Annotated in this window: 23 protein-coding genes; 19 read left to right on the forward strand and 4 right to left on the reverse strand. The window is 63.2% G+C overall.

Annotation, left to right across the window (positions count from 1 at the left end; translation table 11 throughout):
• Window positions 1-60: 60 nt before the first annotated feature.
• The 4 genes from phnD (at window position 61) to ROS217_RS00670 (ending at window position 3985) form a co-directional block, all read left to right on the forward strand.
• Window positions 61-975 (forward strand): phosphonate ABC transporter substrate-binding protein, encoded by a 915-nt coding sequence (phnD, locus tag ROS217_RS00655; protein WP_009815695.1) that lies wholly within the window; start codon window positions 61-63, stop codon window positions 973-975.
• A gap of 69 nt (window positions 976-1044) precedes the next feature.
• On the forward strand, window positions 1045-1914 hold the full coding sequence (gene phnE, locus ROS217_RS00660; protein WP_009815696.1) for a phosphonate ABC transporter, permease protein PhnE: 870 nt from the start codon (window positions 1045-1047) through the stop codon (window positions 1912-1914).
• A gap of 4 nt (window positions 1915-1918) precedes the next feature.
• Window positions 1919-3265 (forward strand): phosphonate ABC transporter, permease protein PhnE, encoded by a 1347-nt coding sequence (gene phnE / locus ROS217_RS00665; RefSeq protein ID WP_009815697.1) that lies wholly within the window; start codon window positions 1919-1921, stop codon window positions 3263-3265.
• Window positions 3266-3367: 102 nt separating this feature from the next.
• The gene (locus tag ROS217_RS00670; RefSeq protein ID WP_254656358.1) at window positions 3368-3985 is read left to right on the forward strand and encodes a chloramphenicol acetyltransferase; all 618 of its coding nucleotides are present in this window, start codon (window positions 3368-3370) and stop codon (window positions 3983-3985) included.
• A gap of 126 nt (window positions 3986-4111) precedes the next feature.
• On the opposite strand, the gene phnF is transcribed toward ROS217_RS00670, so the two are convergent.
• Complete coding sequence (gene phnF / locus ROS217_RS00675) at window positions 4112-4831, reverse strand: phosphonate metabolism transcriptional regulator PhnF (RefSeq protein WP_009815699.1); 720 nt, start codon at window positions 4829-4831, stop codon at window positions 4112-4114.
• Window positions 4832-4945: 114 nt separating this feature from the next.
• On the opposite strand from phnF, the gene phnG reads away from it, so the two are divergent.
• From phnG to phnN, 9 genes are read left to right on the forward strand one after another with little or no spacing between them, the layout of a single operon-like run.
• Window positions 4946-5389: a phosphonate C-P lyase system protein PhnG gene (gene phnG / locus ROS217_RS00680; protein ID WP_009815700.1), complete on the forward strand. Its 444-nt coding sequence runs from the start codon at window positions 4946-4948 to the stop codon at window positions 5387-5389.
• Window positions 5389-5958, forward strand: coding sequence for a phosphonate C-P lyase system protein PhnH (phnH, locus tag ROS217_RS00685; protein ID WP_009815701.1), 570 nt, complete (start codon window positions 5389-5391; stop codon window positions 5956-5958). Before phnG ends, phnH begins: the two co-directional genes overlap by 1 nt.
• A complete protein-coding gene (locus ROS217_RS00690; RefSeq protein WP_009815702.1) occupies window positions 5959-7047 on the forward strand; it encodes a carbon-phosphorus lyase complex subunit PhnI in 1089 nt (362 codons plus the stop codon).
• A gap of 31 nt (window positions 7048-7078) precedes the next feature.
• A complete protein-coding gene (locus tag ROS217_RS00695; protein ID WP_009815703.1) occupies window positions 7079-7681 on the forward strand; it encodes an HAD family hydrolase in 603 nt (200 codons plus the stop codon).
• Window positions 7678-8547 (forward strand): alpha-D-ribose 1-methylphosphonate 5-phosphate C-P-lyase PhnJ, encoded by an 870-nt coding sequence (locus tag ROS217_RS00700; protein ID WP_009815704.1) that lies wholly within the window; start codon window positions 7678-7680, stop codon window positions 8545-8547. Before ROS217_RS00695 ends, ROS217_RS00700 begins: the two co-directional genes overlap by 4 nt.
• Entirely contained in the window at window positions 8544-9314 is a 771-nt protein-coding gene (gene phnK / locus ROS217_RS00705; RefSeq protein WP_009815705.1) for a phosphonate C-P lyase system protein PhnK, read from the forward strand. The genes ROS217_RS00700 and phnK overlap by 4 nt, the downstream gene beginning before the upstream one ends.
• Before the next feature lie 21 nt (window positions 9315-9335).
• On the forward strand, window positions 9336-10292 hold the full coding sequence (locus ROS217_RS00710; protein ID WP_009815706.1) for a magnesium transporter CorA family protein: 957 nt from the start codon (window positions 9336-9338) through the stop codon (window positions 10290-10292).
• An 18-nt stretch (window positions 10293-10310) separates the two neighbouring features.
• Entirely contained in the window at window positions 10311-10994 is a 684-nt protein-coding gene (phnL, locus tag ROS217_RS00715) for a phosphonate C-P lyase system protein PhnL (protein WP_009815707.1), read from the forward strand.
• Window positions 10991-11539: a phosphonate metabolism protein/1,5-bisphosphokinase (PRPP-forming) PhnN gene (gene phnN / locus ROS217_RS00720; protein WP_009815708.1), complete on the forward strand. Its 549-nt coding sequence runs from the start codon at window positions 10991-10993 to the stop codon at window positions 11537-11539. The genes phnL and phnN overlap by 4 nt, the downstream gene beginning before the upstream one ends.
• Here phnN and ROS217_RS00725 read toward each other — a convergent pair.
• Window positions 11521-12207: a DUF1045 domain-containing protein gene (locus tag ROS217_RS00725; protein WP_009815709.1), complete on the reverse strand. Its 687-nt coding sequence runs from the start codon at window positions 12205-12207 to the stop codon at window positions 11521-11523. The genes phnN and ROS217_RS00725 overlap by 19 nt on opposite strands.
• Before the next feature lie 50 nt (window positions 12208-12257).
• On the opposite strand from ROS217_RS00725, the gene ROS217_RS00730 reads away from it, so the two are divergent.
• The 3 genes from ROS217_RS00730 (at window position 12258) to ROS217_RS00740 (ending at window position 15138) form a co-directional block, all read left to right on the forward strand.
• Complete coding sequence (locus tag ROS217_RS00730; RefSeq protein ID WP_009815710.1) at window positions 12258-13400, forward strand: alpha-D-ribose 1-methylphosphonate 5-triphosphate diphosphatase; 1143 nt, start codon at window positions 12258-12260, stop codon at window positions 13398-13400.
• A gap of 71 nt (window positions 13401-13471) precedes the next feature.
• The gene (locus ROS217_RS00735) at window positions 13472-14170 is read left to right on the forward strand and encodes a fumarylacetoacetate hydrolase family protein (RefSeq protein WP_009815711.1); all 699 of its coding nucleotides are present in this window, start codon (window positions 13472-13474) and stop codon (window positions 14168-14170) included.
• A 5-nt stretch (window positions 14171-14175) separates the two neighbouring features.
• Window positions 14176-15138, forward strand: coding sequence for an SLAC1 anion channel family protein (locus tag ROS217_RS00740; protein ID WP_009815712.1), 963 nt, complete (start codon window positions 14176-14178; stop codon window positions 15136-15138).
• A 55-nt stretch (window positions 15139-15193) separates the two neighbouring features.
• Here ROS217_RS00740 and ROS217_RS00745 read toward each other — a convergent pair whose 3' ends face one another.
• Window positions 15194-15646: a YqaA family protein gene (locus ROS217_RS00745; RefSeq protein WP_009815713.1), complete on the reverse strand. Its 453-nt coding sequence runs from the start codon at window positions 15644-15646 to the stop codon at window positions 15194-15196.
• A gap of 42 nt (window positions 15647-15688) precedes the next feature.
• On the reverse strand, window positions 15689-16261 hold the full coding sequence (locus ROS217_RS00750) for a LabA-like NYN domain-containing protein (RefSeq protein ID WP_009815714.1): 573 nt from the start codon (window positions 16259-16261) through the stop codon (window positions 15689-15691).
• 144 nt (window positions 16262-16405) lie between these two features.
• On the opposite strand from ROS217_RS00750, the gene folK reads away from it, so the two are divergent.
• The 3 genes from folK (at window position 16406) to ROS217_RS00765 (ending at window position 19573) form a co-directional block, all read left to right on the forward strand.
• On the forward strand, window positions 16406-16972 hold the full coding sequence (gene folK / locus ROS217_RS00755; RefSeq protein ID WP_040650838.1) for a 2-amino-4-hydroxy-6-hydroxymethyldihydropteridine diphosphokinase: 567 nt from the start codon (window positions 16406-16408) through the stop codon (window positions 16970-16972).
• Between the two features lie 79 nt (window positions 16973-17051).
• Window positions 17052-17405: a DNA-directed RNA polymerase subunit omega gene (gene rpoZ / locus ROS217_RS00760; RefSeq protein ID WP_009815716.1), complete on the forward strand. Its 354-nt coding sequence runs from the start codon at window positions 17052-17054 to the stop codon at window positions 17403-17405.
• 41 nt (window positions 17406-17446) lie between these two features.
• On the forward strand, window positions 17447-19573 hold the full coding sequence (locus tag ROS217_RS00765) for a RelA/SpoT family protein (protein WP_009815717.1): 2127 nt from the start codon (window positions 17447-17449) through the stop codon (window positions 19571-19573).
• The last annotated feature ends 25 nt before the right edge of the window (window positions 19574-19598 follow it).

Here is a 19598-nt window from a genome sequence, read left to right on the forward strand (position 1 = left end):
TCCCCCACCACCCAAGGCCCGCCGGGGGTGGCGGGTCGTAATCCAACCGGAGAGAAATCCATGAAGAACCTCGTTGCTGCCATTCTCGCAACCACCGCGCTCAGCGGCGCGGCCTTTGCTGACACCCACAGCCATGCCAAGATCGACGAATTCCGCATCGGCATTCTGGGCGGCGAAAACGCACAGGACCGCATGTCGTCGAACGAATGCTACCGCGCCAAGGCCGAAGAACTGCTCGGCGTGCCGGTCAAGCTCTTCACCCCCGCGGATTATGACGGCGTCATTCAGGGCCTCTTGGGCGGCACGCTCGACATGGCGTGGCTTGGGGCTTCGGCCTATGCCAAGGCCTATCTCACCGACCCCGAGGCGGTCGAGCCGATCATGGTCAAGACCAATCTCGACAAATCCTACGGCTATTATGCCATCGGCTTTGCGCGCAAGGACAGCGGCATCACCAAGCTTGAGGACGTCAAAGGCAAGGTGTTCGGCTTTGGCGATCCCAACTCGACCTCGGGCTACCTGATCCCCTCGATCGAAATTCCGACCGTTACCGGCGCCAGCATGGACTCGGGCGCTTATTTCGGTGAGGTCAAATTCACCGGCGGCCACGAGCAGACCATCGTTGCCGTCGCCAATGGCGATGTTGACGCCGGCGTGACCTGGGCCGATGGCATGGGCGCGTGGGAAGACGGCTATAACTCCGGCGCGCTGCGCAAGGCCGCCGATGCGGGCCTCGTCGACATGAACCAGATCGTCGAGATCTGGAAGTCGAAGCCGATCCCCGAAGGCCCCATCGTGCTGCGCAAATCCCTGCCCGAGCGCGTCAAGCTGGACATCACCACCCTGACGGCCTCGCTGCCCTATATGGACGCCGATTGCGCCTATAACTTCATGGCCGGTGAGGCGCTCGGCTTCCAGCCGATCAACCACGACGCCTATCTCTCGATCATCGAGGCGCGCAAGGCCTCGAACTAAGCCCAAGCGGCTGACACCAGACCGGGCCTGCATCGCCGCAGGCCCGGTTTCGCATGACGGGGGACAGTTATGACCGATCTGACCGCAGGACAGGCCGCCGCGCGCGTGCAGTCCATGCAAGCCGCCTACATGGAGATGACCCGCCGCAAACGCACCTATGGCGCGGTGATGCTGATCGTCTTCGTGGCTCTGATAGTATCCGGCTTTCAGGTGGCCGATGCGCGCAACGCGGGCGGCTTCTGGGACGGGATCGGCAATATCTTTCAGTTTCCGGGAGAAGTGCTGTCCGAGGCAGGCCAGAAAATCGCCAATCTGCCGGGGCTGATGTGGAAATTCCTGCCCTCGCTGATAGAGACAGTCAATATCGCCGCCGCCTCGACGCTTCTGGGCGCGCTTGGCGCGGTGATGATCTCACTTCTGGCCACGCGGGGCCTTGCCAAATGGCCGCGCCTCATTGGCCTCTTTCGCCGGATCATGGACATCCTGCGCGCGGTGCCCGAAATTGTCATCGCCCTCGTGCTGATCTTCATCTTGGGCGGCGGTCCGGTGCCTGCAATGATCGCCATCGCCATTCACACAATGGGGGCGCTCGGCAAACTCTTTTCCGAAGTCAATGAAAACGCCAGCCTCAAACCCGTCGAGGGGCTGCAATCGGTGGGCGCGACATGGGGCCAGCGTATGTGGCTGGGCGTCATCCCGCAGGTCGCGCCGAACTATCTCAGCTACGCCCTCCTGCGGTTCGAGATCAACATCCGCGCTTCCGCCATCCTCGGTTTCGTGGGCTCCGGCGGCATCGGCTATGACCTCAAAAACGCCTTCAGTTGGGGACAGGGGCGCTATGACGAGGTGGCCGCGATCTTTCTGCTTCTGTTTGGAACCATCGTGCTCTTCGACCAGATTTCCAGCCACTTCCGCAACAAGCTGATCGGCGAGGGCTAAGACCATGAGCATGATGATCGACATCACTCCCACCCACTTTGATGCCACAGCGCACTTTGAACGCAAGCGGCGGCTGGCCTTTGCGTTCCCTGCAGTGATCCTTGCCTATTTCGCCTATATCTTCTTTGCCTTCGACATCATGGGTCTGGCCGAGCGCGCCCGATTGGACAACGCCAAGATTCTCGTCGCCGACAGCTATAGCTACAAGACCCATGTCACCCGCGACAACCGCAGCGGCGCGCTCAGCATCGCGGTCGAAGGCGAGAACAAGGGCACATGGCCCGACGGCACCAGCCCCGATTGGGTCGATATCCAGAGCCCCGAACGCACGCTTGTGACCCTGAAACACGGCCAAGAGGTGCTGCTCGACGGCAACACAATGCGCTATGTTGTGCCGGGCTATGGGCTGATCACAGCAGAGGTCACGCGCCGCGACGGCGTCACGCTCGACCTGCCCAGCGACACAATCCCCGACTGGATCAGCGCCAGCGAGGCCCGCGTAGATATCACCACCGACGCAGGCCGCGTGACCCTGACACGGGCGCGCACCGAAGTGATGCGCTACCACTTCGGCTGGGAACTCTTCTGGTTCACCCTCGACAGCCCGTTCTATGGCAAGAGCCTGGGTGAACTGGCAGCGCTTGCAGTCTCCTCCGACCGGATTGTCGACGGCAAGAGCAACCTCGCAGCCATGGCGCATGACGTCTGGAACAATCGCATGTGGCAACACAAGGATGTCATGTGGGCCATCTTCGAGACTATCCTCATGGCCTTTCTCGGCACCATGGGGGCGGGGCTGGTGGCGCTGCCGCTGGCCTTTGCCGCCGCGCGCAACTTCTCGCCCTTCATGGCGGTGCGCGGGGCCATGCGCCGTATCTTCGACCTCCTGCGCGGGGTTGATGCCCTGATATGGACACTGGTTCTGGCCCGCGCCTTCGGCCCCGGCCCGATGACCGGCGCGCTGGCCATCCTCCTCACAGACACCGGCACCTTTGGTAAACTCTTCTCCGAAGCGCTGGAGAACGTCGACAAGAAACAGATTGAAGGCGTGCAATCGACGGGGGCCAAGCCGCTGCAACGCTACCGTTTCGGCGTGATCCCACAGATCACCCCCGTGCTGCTCAGCCAGCTTCTCTATTACCTCGAATCCAACACCCGCAGCGCCACCATCATCGGCGCGATCACCGGCGGCGGGATCGGCCTTTTGTTGACACAGGCCATGATCACGCAAAAAGATTGGGAAGAGGTCAGCTATTACATCATTCTCATTCTGCTGATGGTGATGCTGATGGACACGGTGTCAGGCTGGCTGCGCCGCAAGCTGATCACCTCGGATGACGGCGGGCATTGAGAGGGCGGACTTTGAGTACTTGATCCAAGAAAAGGTAACCCGCGTGCTTTTTCTTGGATCAACTACTCCCGCCGGAGGCCCAAAACCCTTATGGAGCGCACCATGCCCCGATTGCAGGCCGACAAAGCCCTGATCCACCCCGAGTGCGAGATCACAGATTGCGAGTTCGGCATCTATACAGAGATCGGGCGCGGCAGCCGCCTCGCGCATGTGGCGATGGGGGATTATTCCTATTGCGACCGGTGCTGTGACCTCGCCAATGCCGAAATCGGCAAATTCGCCAATATCGCCAGCTTCGTCCGGGTGGGGGCAACCGATCACCCGCTCGACCGCGCCAGCCTGCACCACTTTATCTATCGCTCGGCCAGCTATTGGGACGATGCAACTGACGACACGGATTGGTTCGACAAACGCCGCGCGCGGGTGGCGCGGATCGGCCATGACACCTGGATCGGCCACAATGCGCAAGTGAAGCCCGAAATCACCGTGGGCCATGGCGCGGTGATTGCTGCGGGCGCTGTGGTCACGCATGACGTGGCCCCCTATACCATCGTCGCGGGCGTCCCCGCCCAGCCGCTGCGCCCGCGCCTCGCCCCTGCCGTGGCAGAGCGCATGATGGCGCTCGCGTGGTGGGAGTGGGATCACGCCCACCTGCGGGAAACCTTGGATGATTTTCGCAGCCTGAGTGCCGAGGAGTTTCTCGAAAAGCACGGCGGCTGAGCACAAAAAAAGGCGGCCTTGCGGGGCCGCCTTGGGATGCTGAAATCGCGGGCTGAAAAGGGCAGCGAGAATAGCCCTGCTGATAGGCGCGCCATATGACATCCCCGTGACAGGCTGGCCCGTTTTTCACAAATCCGCAAGCGTCAGCGTGATCCGGTCCCCGGCAAACCAGGTGCGGCCATATTCGATGGGCCAACCTTCTGGATCCACATTGACCGCAATCGTGCGCAGGATCGGTGCGCCGGGGCTGAGGCTCAGATGCACCGCCTGCATCGGGCTGGCCAGTTTCGCATTGAGCCGGGTCGAGGCGCGGGTGAAATCCGCGACCCCCTCTGCGGCCAGCGCCGCCGTCACCGACGTCAGCCGCCTCAGCGCCTCGGGCAGGGCGGGAAACCGCGCCGCCGGAAAGCTGCTGCGAAACACCGCCACCGGCACGCCGTCTGCCAGCGACAGCCCGTCACAGACATGCACCATCGCCCCCGGCGCGAGCCTCAGCGCTTCTGCCTCGGCGGCATCGGCGCTGCGCGTCTCAAGGGCGAGGATTTCCTTGGTCGGCAAGCGCCCGGCGGCTTGCAAATTCTGATGAAACCGCACCCGTCGGCCAATCGGATACTCGGTCGGGCGATGCGCGACAAAGGCCCCCGCCCCGCGCCGGCTAAAAATCACGCCCGCCTCGGCCAAGGCCGCCAACGCCCGGCGCACCGTATGGCGGTTGACGCCAAAACGCGTCGCCAGCACCGCCTCGGTCGGCAGCTTATCCCCGGGGCCATAGCGCGCTGCCGCGATGTCATTGCTCAGACTGTCATGGATCGCCCGCCACAGGGCATCGGGTTTTTCTCGGGGCATGTCACATAAGTTTCATTGCTGACTGGCTTGCTAGGGGCCGGGGTTTCGCGTATAGATTTGTCTAGTTGTATAGTGATATCGACAACTTCGCAAGATGTCCAGCAAGGGACCCGCATGAGCAAAGAAACCGAACGCAAGGGCTGGATGGGCCTCTTGGCGCGCGCGCCCGCCGAGGCTCTGCACAGGCTCTGGTCTGACACGGGGTTGACCCCCGATCACGCCTATCTGCGCGCCCCAGAAGTGGGTGGCGTCATGGTGCGGGGTCGCGCCGGGGCCACGGGGACCGCCTTCAACCTGGGAGAGATGACCGTCACCCGCTGCGCCCTGCAACTGGGCGACGGCCGCGTCGGCCACGGCTATGTGCAGGGCCGCGACAAACGCCACGCGACTGAGGCCGCTCTGATTGACGCGCTGATGCAGGGGGCCGAGGCAGCGATGATCCGCGCCCATATTCTCGACCCTCTGGCCGAGGCAGAGACCACCCGCCGCCAGACCCGCGCCGCCCACGCCGCCGCGACCAAGGTGGATTTCTTCACCCTTGTGCGAGGAGAGGATTGATGCAGACCGAGGCCCTGACCGGCGGCTTTGCCGATACACCAACCCAATCGGCAGAGGCATTTCGCGCGGTAATGCGCGTCATGGCCCGCCCCGGCACCATCGAGCGGATCATGGGCGCTCTGCCCCCCGCGCCGCTCTCAAACGCCGCTGGGGCTGTGATCCTCACCCTTTGTGATCCCGAAACGCCGGTGCATCTGGCGGGCGCGGCCGATACCCCGGCCGTTCGCGACTGGATCACCTTTCACACCGGCGCGCCGCTGGTCGAGCGCGCCCGCGCCAGCTTTGCGCTTGGCACGTGGCAGGCGCTTTTGCCGCTCGATTCCTATCCCATCGGCAGCGCCGAATATCCCGACCGCTCGACCACCCTGATCGTCGAGATGCCACAGCTCAGCCAAACCGGCGCGCGCCTGACCGGGCCGGGGATTGAAACCACCGCCGCCCTCTCGCTGCCCGAGGGCACCGCCTTTCAGCGCAACGCAGCGCTCTATCCCTTGGGGCTCGATTTCCTCTTCACCTCAGGCGATCACCTCGCGGCGCTGCCGCGCTCGACCCGCGTGGAGGGCCACTAGATGTATGTCGCAGTCAAAGGCGGCGAACGCGCCATCGACAACGCCCATGCCTGGCTCGCCGAGGAGCGGCGCGGCGATACGGACGTGGCCGAACTCAGCGTGGCGCAGATCCGCGAACAACTCAGCCTCGCGGTCAACCGCGTCATGGCCGAAGGGTCGCTCTATGATCCCGACCTTGCCGCGCTCGCGATCAAACAGGCCCGCGGCGATCTGATCGAGGCGATTTTTCTCATCCGCGCCTATCGCACCACCCTGCCCCGCTTTGGGGCCTCAAACCCGGTGGACACCGCCGCCATGCGCTGTGACCGGCGCATCTCAGCCACGTTCAAGGATGCGCCGGGCGGGCAGGTGCTGGGTCCGACCTTTGACTACACCCATCGCCTGTTGGATTTCAAACTGGCGGCAGAGGGCGAGACGCCCGAGGCGCCAACAGCCGCGCCCACCCCCGGCCCCACGCCGCATATCATGGGCTATCTCGACCGTGAGGGGCTCATACAACAGGAACCCGAGAGTGACAGCACGCCCCCCGACCTCACCCGCGAACCGATGCAATTGCCTGCAGACCGCGCGCTGCGGCTTCAGGCGCTCACGCGCGGCGACGAGGGGTTCATCCTGTCGCTCGCCTATTCCACCCAGCGCGGCTATGCCCGCAACCACGCCTTTGTGGGGGAGTTGCGCATCGGCGCGGTGGCGGTGGAAATGGACATTCCAGAACTGGGTTTTGCCATCGAACTGGGCGAAATCACCCTCACCGAATGCGAGACGGTGAACCAGTTCAAAGGCTCCAAAACCGAACCGCCGCAATTCACGCGGGGCTATGGGCTGGTCTTTGGCCAGACCGAGCGTAAGGCCATCGCCATGGCGCTGGTGGACCGCGCCCTACGCTGGCGCGAACTCGGCGAAGAGGACCAGGGCGCGCCCGCGCAGGATGAGGAATTCGTCCTCATGCATGCCGACAATATTCAGGCCACCGGCTTTTTGGAGCATATCAAGTTGCCGCATTATGTCGATTTCCAAAGCGAATTGGAACTGGTGCGCAAACTCCGCCGCGAGGCAGAGGGCGCGGCGCATCGGGAGGCGGCGGAATGAGTATTTTTGCCAAGAAAAAGCAGGGGCGCCGATGACCCTCATCGTCTTTGACATCGGCAATGTCCTCTTGCGCTGGGACCCGCAGGCGGCCTTTCGCCATGCCTTTGCCAGCGACGCCGAGATTGACGCGCTGCTGGACGAGGTCGGCTTCTATGACTGGAACTATGAGCAGGACAGGGGCCGCCCACGCGCCGAGGCGGTGGCGGCGATTGCCGCCCGCTGGCCAGAACATGCCGCCCTGATGGACGGCTATTTCGACCGCTTCGGCCTGACCATCCGCGACCGCATCCAAGGGTCATGGGACATTGCCGCAAACCTCAAGGTGCGCGCCTATCGCCTCTGGGCGCTCACCAATTTCTCAGCCGATACCTGGCCCGCCGCGCGGCACCTGCATCCCGACCTGACCACGCTCTTTGAGGGGATCCTCGTGTCGGGGCATGAGCGTATGGTCAAACCCGACCGTGAGATTTTCGACCTCCTCTGCACCCGCGCCGATGCCGCGCCGGAGCAGTGCTATTTCATTGACGACAGCGCCAGCAACGTGGCCGGTGCCCGCGCCGCAGGCTGGCAGGCGCATCACTTCACCGGGCCCGAGGGCCTGCATGCAGACCTGCGCGACCGGGGGCTCTTATGACCGATTACAACTTTGCCTATCTCGATGAGCAGACCAAGCGGATGATCCGCCGCGCCATTCTAAAGGCATTGGCAATCCCCGGCTATCAGGTGCCCTTTGCCAGCCGCGAGATGCCGATGCCCTATGGCTGGGGCACGGGGGGCGTGCAGGTCTCTGCCGCCTGTCTTACGCCCGGCGATACGTTCAAGGTGATCGACCAAGGGGCCGATGACACCACCAACGCGGTCTCGATCCGCAAATTCTTTGAGAAAACCGCGCGTGTCGCCACCACCGAGGAAACCGCACGGGCCAGCATCATCCAGACCCGTCACCGCATCCCCGAGGAGGCCCTGAGCGAGGATCAGATCCTAGTCTATCAGGTGCCGATCCCCGAACCGCTGCGGTTTCTCGAACCCTCCGAGGTGGAGACCCGCAAGATGCACGCGCTTGAGGAATATGGCCTCATGCATGTGAAACTCTACGAGGATATCAGCCAGCATGGCGCGATTGCCACCGCCTATGCCTATCCGGTCAAGGTCGAGGGGCGCTATGTCATGGACCCCTCACCGATCCCCAAATTCGACAACCCCAAACTCAGCATGGCCGCGATCCAGCTCTTTGGTGCAGGGCGCGAACAGCGCATCTATGCCCTGCCGCCCTATACAAAGGTTGTCAGTCTCGATTTCGAGGATCACCCGTTCGAGCCCACAAAGGCCGCGCATGATTGCGACCTTTGCGGGGCCGCTGACAGCTATCTCGACGAGGTGATCATGGATGATGCGGGCGGGCGCATGTTCGTCTGCTCAGACACCGATTATTGCCGCGCCCGCCGCGCAGCGGGCCATATCGGTGCCCAAGGCGCCCCCTATGAAGAGGCCACCGCATGACCCCCCTTCTGCAAGTCCGCGATCTCGCCAAATTCTACGGGTCCCGGCGCGGCTGCGAGGGCGTCAGCTTTGATCTCTACCCCGGCGAGGTGATGGGCATTGTCGGCGAGAGCGGATCAGGCAAATCCACGCTTCTGAGCTGCCTTGCCGGGCATCTGCCCCCCGACCGGGGCGAGGTCATCTTTGACACGCACGGCCACGGGCCCCGCGACACGCTCACCATGTCCGAACCTGAACGGCGGATGCTGATGCGCACCGATTGGGCCTTTGTCCATCAGCACGCCCGCGACGGGCTGCGCATGGGGGTGAGCGCCGGTGGCAATGTGGGCGAACGGATGATGGCCGTGGGCGCGCGGCATTATGGTGATATCCGCGCACAGGCGATTGACTGGCTGGGCCGGGTCGAAATTGCCGCCGACCGCGTCGATGACAAACCGCAGGCGTTTTCAGGCGGCATGCAGCAACGCCTGCAAATCGCCCGCAACCTCGTCACCGGCCCGCGTCTGGTGTTCATGGATGAACCCACCGGCGGGCTTGATGTCAGCGTGCAGGCGCGGCTCCTCGATCTCTTGCGCGGCCTCGTGCGCGAAATGGGCCTCTCGGCAATTATCGTCACCCATGATCTGGCGGTGGTGCGCCTGCTCGCGGATCGGCTCATGGTGATGAAGGATGGCCGCGTGGTCGAAGACGGCCTCACCGATCAGGTGCTCGACGACCCGCAACATGGCTACACGCAACTGCTGGTCTCCAGCGTATTGCAGGTCTGACGCCATGAGCAGGAGCAGAGCATGATCACCTATTACGCCAAACACGAGACCGGATTGCATCCGGTGCCAGACCTGAACGGCGCGCCTGTGCTGTGGATCGACATGCTCGCACCCGACGCACAGGCACTCGCGCAAATGTCGGGGCGTTTGGGCATCGCCCTGCCCAGCCGCGAGGATCAGGACGAGATCGAGCAATCCTCCCGCCTCTATCTTGAGGACGGCGTGCCGGTGATGACAGCCCTCTTGCCTGCGCGCAATGACGCGGGCGAAACCATCGTCGGCCCGGTGTCTTTCGTGCTCATGGCCGACCGGCTGGTGACACTGCGTCACCACACCCCGCGCCCCTTTACCACCTTTCCCGACAAGGCCGGGAAATCCTCTTACGGCTGCGCCAGCACAGAGGCAGTGCTAATCGGTTTGATCGAGGAAATCATCGACCGACTGGCCGATATCATCGAACAGACCGGGCGCGACATCGACGCGCTCTCCAAACGCATCTTTGGCGACAAACCCCTCAATACCGAGGCCTATCGCACCGCCCTGCGCGACATCGGTCAGGCCGACGGGCGCGTCATGCAAATCCGCGAGAGCCTGATGACACTGGAGCGCCTGCTGGGCTTTCTCATGCCGGTGATGGAGGCACGGCGCGGCGCCAAGCCACTGCGCGGCGCGCTGAAATCGCAATATCGCGATGTGCGCACGATCACCGAACAGGCGGGCTATCTGCAACAGAAAACCGGCTTCATGCTGGATGCAGCGCTTGGCCTCATCACCATCGAGCAAAATGCCATCATCAAAATTTTCTCGGTCGCGGCGGTGGCCTTTCTGCCGCCCACCCTCGTGGCGTCCATCTACGGGATGAATTTCGAGGTGATGCCAGAATTGTCCTGGCCCTTCGGCTATCCGCTGGCCTTGGGGCTGATGGCGCTGTCGGCGCTGGTGCCGCTCTGGCTTTTCCGCCGTCGCGGCTGGCTTTAACCCCATGGAGACCCGGCAATGATCGAGATTGACAGCCTGAGCAAGAGCTTCACCCTGCACAATCAGGGTGGCGCGATCATTCCGGTGATGGTGGGCGCGCATCTCAATGCCGCCCCCGGCGAATGCGTGGCGCTCACCGGCAGCTCGGGCGCGGGCAAATCTACCCTCATGCGGATGATTTACGGCAACTACCGTGCCAACACCGGGCGGATCATGGTGGGGGACACCGATGTCGCCCGCGCCACCCCGCGCGAGATCATCCAACTCCGCCGTCACACCCTGGGTTATGTCAGCCAGTTCCTGCGCGTCGTGCCCCGCGTGCCGACACGCGACGTGGTGGCAGAACCGCTCCTGATCCTCGGAACCCCGCCCGATGTGGCGCTCGACCGCGCCGAGGCGCTGCTGGCGCGCCTCAACATCCCCGGCCGGCTCTGGTCGCTCAGCCCCACGACGTTTTCCGGCGGCGAGCAACAGCGTGTCAACATCGCACGCGGCTTTGCCCATGACTTTCCCGCCCTCCTGCTGGATGAGCCTACCGCCAGCCTCGATGCCACCAACCGCGAGGTCGTCCTGACCCTGATCGAAGAGGCCAAGGCGCGCGGCGCGGCCATCATCGGCATTTTCCACGACGAGGCCGCACGCGCACGCGTCTGCGACCGAGAGGTGGACGTCGCCACCTTTACCCCGGCGCGCGCGGCATGACGCGGGGCCGCCTCATCGCCGTGGTCGGCCCCTCTGGCGTGGGCAAGGACACGCTGATGCGCGCCATGATCGCAGGCCACCCCGGTCTGCGCCGCGCCCGCCGCGTCATCACCCGCGCCCCCGACCCCGAAGGCGAGGGCCATGAGGCCGTGAGCGAGACCGAATTCGACGCCCGGCTCAAGGAGGGCGGTTTTGCCCTGCATTGGCGTGCGCACGGGCTACGCTACGGCGTGCCGGTGGGGATCTGCCTTGATCTGGCGGCGGGGCGCGATCTGCTGGTGAACCTGTCGCGCAGCGTGCTGCCCGAGGCACAGGCGCGGTTTCAGCCTTTTGTCATCCTGCATTTGACCGCCACCTCCGAGGTATTGGCTGCCCGCCTCGCCGGGCGCGGCCGCGAAACCCATACCGATATTGCGGAGCGGTTGAGCGGCGCCGATCTGGCCCTCCCCGAGGGCGTGGGTCCCGTGATCACGCTCGACACCGACGCAGCCCTCCCCCGGCTCACCAAAACCGCGCTCAAAGCAATCTATGCGGTCAAGGTATGACGGTGCAGCACATGAAACCGCCCCTGCCGATCCTCGCCCACCAGCGAAAGCGCGTCGATCTGGAACGGACGCGGCACAATCGGGCCAAGCCGCGCGTCAAGCGCCGCCTTGATCACGGGCAATTCCGCCTTTGGCCGCTTGCCGGTCAACGTGATATGAAATCGGAACTCTTCCATCACATAGGGATAGCCCCAACGCAACAGGTGCGCGTCTTGCGCAGGCGTCAGCCCCCCGGCCCGACGCCGCGCCAATTGTGCCTCGGTCAAGGGCGCGCGAAACGGCTCGAACGCCGCAACGGCCCGTGCCGCCAACCCGTTCAGCCCACCCTGATCTCCCACCGGCACCAATGCCAGAAACCGCCCCAGAGCCGCGATCTCCAGCCCCGCCAGCGTGACCGCCGCCTCCCCTGCACAAAACCGCTCGAACGCCCCAATCAATCCCGCCTCTCCCTGCCCCTCGGCCAAGGCAAAGGGCGGCTTGATCGTGGCATGCAGACCGTATTTGCGTGGGGTCTCGGTGATTTCGGCCACCGGCGCGGGCAGGCCCGGCACCTCGGGGTGCGCGACGGCACAGCCCCGCGCGCAATCCCACCCCAACCACGCCGCGCCCAGGGCGGCAAATTCCCCCTCGGGGGGCGTGAAATAAACAGCGTAGCGGTGAAAATCCATGAGGTCTCTCGTCGGGTTGCCGTGACGTGCCAAGAAAGCGTGACATCCCAATGACAGAAGACATCATTCTCGCCAATGCCCTCCTCATCCTGCCCGATGCGGTGATGCCCGGCGCGCTCCACCTTCGGGGCGGTACAATCACCGCCATCGACAGCGGCACCGCCGTGCCGCCCGGTGCGGTCGATTGTGGCGGCGATTACCTCGCCCCCGGCCTGATCGAGCTGCACACCGACAATCTGGAGCGGCACATCCAACCCCGCCCCAAGGTCGATTGGCCGCATAATGCCGCCATCCTCGCCCATGATGCGGAACTGGCCAGCGTGGGCATCACCACCGTCTTTGACGCGATGCGCGTGGGCTCAATCCCCACCGGCGTCGGGCGCTATAGCAAATATGCCCGAGGTCTGGCCGATGAGTTGCTCAGCCTGCGCGCCGAGGATGCGCTCAAGATCAGCCATTTTCTGCACCTGCGCGCCGAGGTCTGCTCGGAAACGCTGGAAGAGGAAATGGAGCAATTCGGCCCAGAGGACCGCGTCGGCATCGTCAGCCTGATGGACCACACGCCAGGGCAGCGCCAATTCCGCGACCTGACCAAGCTCGAGGAATACATGAAGGGCAAACACGCCCTCTCGGATGCGGAATTCGCCGAACATGTGGCGCAACTCAGGGCTCTGCGCGCCGCCAATGGCGCGCGCCACGAAGCGGCGGCGGTGGCCCACGCCGCCCGCTATGGCGCGGTGCTGGCCAGCCATGATGACACCACCGCCGAACAGGTGGCGGTGTCCGGCGGCTATGGCATCCGGCTGGCCGAATTTCCCACCACGGTCGAGGCGGCGCGAGCCTGTCACAGCCACGATATCGCGGTCATCATGGGCGCGCCCAACCTCATTCGGGGCGGCTCGCATTCCGGCAATGTCGCGGCGGGGGAACTGGCGGACGTCGGCTATCTTGACATCCTGTCGTCGGATTACGTGCCCTCCGCGCTCTTGCTCGGTGCGGTGCAACTGGGCGCACGCTGGGGCGATATGGCGCGGGGCCTCGCCACCGTCACCGCCAATCCGGCCCGCGCAGTGGGTCTGGCGGATCGCGGCACGCTCACGACCGGCGCACGCGCAGACCTGATCCGCTTTCGCCTGCGCAGCGGCGCGCCAGCGCTGCGCGGTGTCTGGTCACAGGGCCGCCGCGTCGCCTGAACCCGCTTTGACAAGGGGGGAATCGGCGCGCATAACGGGCGCGAATTCAATCGCTTGCCCCGGAGGCCCCGATGACCCAACCGCTGTTTTCCCTGCCCGCAACGCCGCTCGTGCCGATCACCGGCACGGATCAGGGCTACCCGGTGCAGCGCATCTTCTGCGTCGGGCGCAACTATGCCGCCCATGCGCTTGAAATGGGCAATGAGGTAGACCGCGAAGCGCCGTTCTATTTCAACAAAGCGCCACAAACCCTGTGCCTCAGCGGCGCCAGCATCCCCTATCCGCTGGAAACCTCGGATTGCCATCACGAGATGGAATTCGTCGTAGCGCTCAGCGCCCCCGCCTTTCGCGTCAGCGCGGCTGATGCGATGGATGCGGTCTATGGCTATGCCTGCGGCATCGACCTCACCCGCCGCGACCTGCAAGGTGTCGCCAAGGAAAAACGCCGCCCCTGGGACATCGGCAAGGATTTCGAGAACGCCTCAATCATCTCGGCGCTCACCCCCAAAGCCGAATTTGGCGACATCGCCGATCAGGCCATCCGCCTCTCGGTGGACGGGCGCACCGTGCAAGAGGCGACACTCGCCGACATGATCTGGTCGGTCCCCGAGATCATCGCCCACCTGTCGCGCTTTTATCACCTCGCCCCCGGCGACCTGATTTACACCGGTACGCCCGCAGGCGTCGGCCCCGTGCTGCCCGGCAACACACTCTTGGGCGAGATCGACGGTCTCGCCCCCCTGCACCTGACCATCACCGCCGCAGAGTAGACCCCATGACCGAACCAGACCAAGGCCGCCTGCAATATGTGCCGGTGACGCTCTTTACCATTGTCATGGGCCTTTGCGGCTTTACCCTCGCGCTCCGTGCGGGCGAGGCGGCTTTGGGCCTTGGCCACGCTGCCTCTTGGGCGGCGCATTGGCTGACCATGGCGGTCTTTGCCGCCGTGGCACTTGCCTATCTCGCCAAGGCGATCCGCCACCCCGCTGCGGTGTCCGCCGAATGGCGACACCCGGTCAAACTCGCGTTCTTTCCGGCGATTTCCATCGCCTTGGTGCTGATGTCGATCGTCATGCTCGCCCCGGCACCGGGCATCGCCCATGTGATGTGGCTGATCGCCGTGCCGATGCAACTGGTCCTCACCCTCGCCGTGGTCAGCGGCTGGATCAGCGCCCGCGCGTTCCAACATGGCCACCTCTCGCCCGCATGGTTCATTCCGGCGGTGGGCAATGTCATCGTGGCCATCGCCGGGGTGCCACTCGGCTACCCGGAAATAAGCTGGTTCTTCACCAGCGTCGGCCTCATCTTCTGGATTGTCCTGCTCACGCTTGTGATGAACCGGCTGATTTTCCACGATCCCTTGCCAGAGCGCCTGCAACCCTCGCTGGTCATCCTGATCGCCCCGCCGTCGGTGGGATTTCTCGCTTGGGTGGAACTGGTGGGCGGCGTCGATCCCTTTGCCCGCGTGCTGCTCAATTGCGCCTATCTCTTTACGCTTATTGTCGCGGTGCAACTCCCCAAGCTCTTGAAGTTGCAGTTTTCCTTGGCCTTCTGGGCGCTCAGTTTTCCCATGGCAGGCGTCACCATCGCCAGCTTCACCTATGCAAACGCTGTCGGCTCTCCGGGACACCGCCTGATCGGTCTTGCCCTTCTCATGGCCCTCTGCGTGATCATCGCTGGCCTTCTGTGGCGCACGCTCAAAGCCCTGCGCGCCGGCGTGATCTTTCAACCCGATTGAACGGCTGGGCCAAGCACCCACCCGTTCCTCTGCAGTCATATCCTCGGGTTAAAGCTCAGCCGGTTGCCTGCGCCGTGATCCACGCGAGCACGACATAGCGCCCGGTCTTGGCCAGAGTAACGAGTAGCACGAAGAGCCAGATCGGTGTGCGCATGACCCCGGCGATCACCGTAAAAGCGTCACCCAAGGGGGCCCAACTGAGCAGCAGCGTCCAGACGCCCCATCGCGCGTACCAGCCCTGAGCGCGCGCCATCTGCGTGTCAGTTGCCGGAAACCAGCGCCGATGTCGAAATCGCTCGATTCCTCTGCCCATGACATAATTGACCACGGCCCCCAGCGTGTTGCCAATGCTGGCCACAACGATAAGCCACGTGAGTGATACCGTGCCAGCCAGTTGCAGCCCGACAAACACCACTTCGGATTGAAAGGGCAGGATGGTTGCCGCGCCAAAGGCTGCCAGGAACAACCCGGCCAATTGCGCGAAAACGCCCGAATCCATCACGATCATACGTGACAGGTCCGGGCGGTACTGAAAGGCCAGCTCGGGAGATCACTCCTGTTCGGCATAGGCCTCTTGTCGGTCACTCGGAACGTCACGCGGCGGGCGGCCGATGACATCCTTGAGATCCGCCAATTCGATGAAATTATCCGCCTGGCGGCGCAATTCATCCGAGATCATCGGCGGTTGGCTGCGGATGGTCGACACGACCGAGACGCGCACGCCCTGACGCTGAAGGCTCTCGACCAGAGGGCGAAAATCGCCATCGCCCGAGAAGAGCACGATATGATCGACGCGCGGCGCGAGTTCCATCGCATCCACGGTCAGTTCGATATCCATATTGCCCTTGACCTTGCGGCGTCCTTGGCTGTCGGTATATTCCTTGGCCGGTTTGGTGACCATGGAATAGCCGTTGTAATGCAACCAATCGACCAAAGGCCGGATTGGCGAATACTCGTCATTCTCAAGCAGGGCGGTATAGTAAAAGGCGCGCAGCAATTTGCCGCGACGCATGAACTCGGATCTCAGCAACTTGTAATCAATGTCAAACCCAAGCGCCTTGCCAGCCGCGTAAAGGTTTGAGCCATCAATGAACAAGGCCAAACGCTCGTCCTTGTAAAACATCTTAAATGTCCTTCCGAATGGTCATGTCATGCCTGGGAGTGGTGAGTGGTGTGAGTGATGAAGGCAGAACAAGTAACTCGATGAATTAGGGGTTTCGAATTCTGCATGCAAGTGCATGTTACATCCTGAAAGGATATGAGTCTGATGACGTTAGATCAACACTGCTTGATCGCCATGGGTGGAAACTTGCCGTTCGGCGAGGTGAGCCCCGACGTTACCCTGTCGGACGCGCTTGCGCTCTTGCGCGAGAACGGGGCTGAAATCCTCGCGGTCAGCCGCTATTTTCGCACCCCTGCCTTCCCTGCGGGGGCAGGGCCGGATTTCGTGAATGCGGCGGCAGTCCTGCGCCACCCCGGCCCCGCAGAGGCCGTGCTGGCCCTCTTGCACCGGGTCGAGGCGGCGTTTGGGCGGAGACGGGACACCCGGTGGGGACAGCGTACGCTCGACCTTGATCTGATCGCCATCGGACCGCAAATCCTGCCGGACCGGGCCGGATTCGAGGCGTGGCGCGGTCTCTCGCTCAAGGCGCAGCAGGCGCGAGCACCCGACCATCTGATCCTGCCACATCCGCGCGTTCACGAGCGCGCGTTTGTGCTGGTGCCGTTGGCGGATGTGGCCCCGGATTGGGTGCATCCGGTCTTGGGGCGCACGGTACGGCAGATGTTGGACGACCTGCCGCAAGCCCAGCGGGATGAGGTGAAAGTGCTTTGATTCTCTGCTTGTAAATCCCGGCTTGACAGCCTAAATACAAGGCTTCTTAAAATCTGCCCCTAACCCTTCCGGAGGTCGTATGGCCCGCGTTACCACAGAAGATTGCGTTGACAAGGTTCCGAACCGTTTTGATCTGGTGATGCTTGCTGCACACCGTGCCCGCGAAATTGCGTCCGGATCGCCGCTGACGGTGGATCGCGACAACGACAAGAACCCGGTCGTGGCGCTTCGCGAAATTGCCGAGGAAACCCAGTCGGCGGACGACCTGCGTGAGCGTCTGATCGAATCGAATCAGACCCAGATTGAGGTGGATGAACCGGAAGAAGATTCCATGGCCCTCTTGATGGGTGGCGACGTGGACAAGCCCGACACCGACGACATGTCGGAGGAAAAGCTGCTGCGCGCCCTGATGGAAGCACAGGGTCAGGGCTGAGCCTCGACCCTCGTTGCCCGCTCAGCCAAGGCGCATAGCAGATGATCGCCGTTGACGACCTGATCACGCTGGTGCGCCATTACAATCCCCGCACAGACGAGGCTCTCATTCGCGCGGCCTATGATTTTGGCCGCGCGATGCATGAGGGGCAATTTCGTCACTCGGGCGAGCCCTATTTCACCCATCCTGTTGCCGTGGCTGCGATCCTGACTGAGCAACGGCTGGATGATGCGACGATCATCACCGCTCTTTTGCATGACACGATTGAGGACACCAAAGCGTCCTATCAGATTGTCGCAGACAAATTTGGTCGTGAAGTGGCCGATCTGGTGGATGGCGTCACCAAGCTGACCAATCTGCAACTCAGTAGCTCCGAGACCAAACAGGCCGAGAATTTCCGCAAGCTGTTCATGGCGATGTCCAAGGATTTGCGGGTCATTCTGGTCAAACTCGCCGACCGCCTGCACAACATGCGCACAATCAAGGCCATGCGCCCGGACAAACAGGCGCAAAAGGCGCGCGAGACCATGGATATCTATGGGCCGCTGGCGGGCCGCATGGGTATGCAGTGGATGCGCGAAGAACTGGAAGATTTGGCGTTTCGGGTGCTCAACCCCGAGGCCCGGGCCAGCATCATCCGTCGCTTCATTACCCTGCAACGCGAAACCGGCGATGTGGTCGAACGGATCACCAGCGATATGCGGCACGAGTTGGACAAGGCCGGGATCATGGCCGATGTCTTTGGCCGTGCCAAGAAACCGTATTCGATCTGGCGCAAGATGCAGGAAAAGGAGATGGGCTTTTCACGCCTGTCGGATATCTATGGCTTTCGCGTGATCACCCGCTCCGAGAATGACTGTTACCGCGCTCTGGGGGCAATCCATCAGCGGTGGCGTGCCGTGCCGGGGCGGTTCAAGGATTACATCAGCCAGCCAAAATCCAACGGCTATCGCAGCATTCACACCACTGTGTCGGGCCGCGATGGCAAGCGGGTCGAGGTGCAGATTCGCACGCAGGCAATGCATGACGTGGCCGAAACGGGCGTGGCCGCGCATTGGTCCTATCGCGACGGGGTGCGCTCCGAGAACCCATTTGCCGTAGATCCCGCCAAGTGGATTTCCTCCGTCAGCGAACAGTTCGACGCCGAAGAGGATCACGAGGATTTTCTCGAGGCGGTCAAGCTCGAGATGTATGCGGATCAGGTGTTTTGTTTCACGCCCAAAGGCGATGTGATCAAGTTGCCGCGCGGGGCGACACCGATTGATTTTGCCTATGCCATTCATACACGGATCGGCCATGCCTGCGTTGGGGCCAAGGTGGACGGCATGCGCGTGCCGCTCTGGACGCGGATCAAGAACGGCCAATCGGTCGAGGTGATCACCGCTGACGGGCAGACGCCGCAAGCCACTTGGCTTGATATTGCCACCACCGGCAAGGCGCGCGCTGCCATCCGCCGCGCCCTGCGCGAACTGGACCGCGACCGCTATATCAAACTCGGGCGGGAATTGGCGCGCTCGGCCTTTGAGCATGTCGGCAAAAAGGCAACCGACAAGGCACTCGAAGCCGCCGCGCGCACGCTGCGCCTGAAAAACGCCGATGAGGTGCGCGCGCGATTGGGCAGCGCCGAATTGACTGCGCATCAGGTGCTGAACGCCGTTTACCCGGATCTGGTGCCTGAGGCGGGGAATGAGGTGACGCGTGACCGCGCGGTGATCGGCCTTGGGGCGGATCAGAGCTTTGAGCGGGCGCGGTGTTGCCAGCCTTTGCCGGGCGAGCGGATTGTCGGCATCACTTATCGCGGGCGCGGCGTGGTGATTCATGCCATCGACTGCGAGACCCTGTCGCAATATGACCAACAGCCGGATCGTTGGATGGACCTGCATTGGCACACCGGTACGCATCCGGCAGCCTATGACGTGACACTTGACCTCACCATTGGCAACGATGCCGGGGTGCTGGGGCGGATTTGCACCTTGATCGGCGAGCAGAAGGCCAATATCTCGGATCTGACATTCGTTGACCGGAAACCGGATTTCTATCGTCTATTGATTGATGTCGAGTTGCGCGATGCCGAGCATTTGCACGGCGTGCTCTCGGCGCTAGATGCGGAAAGCGATGTCGCCGCAGTAGAGCGCTATCGAGATCCGTCCCGCGTGGGGGCGGGCTGAGCCATTAACCCTAGGAGCCGCACAA

The sequence above is a fragment of the Roseovarius sp. 217 genome (genome assembly GCF_000152845.1).
Lineage (GTDB): Bacteria > Pseudomonadota > Alphaproteobacteria > Rhodobacterales > Rhodobacteraceae > Roseovarius.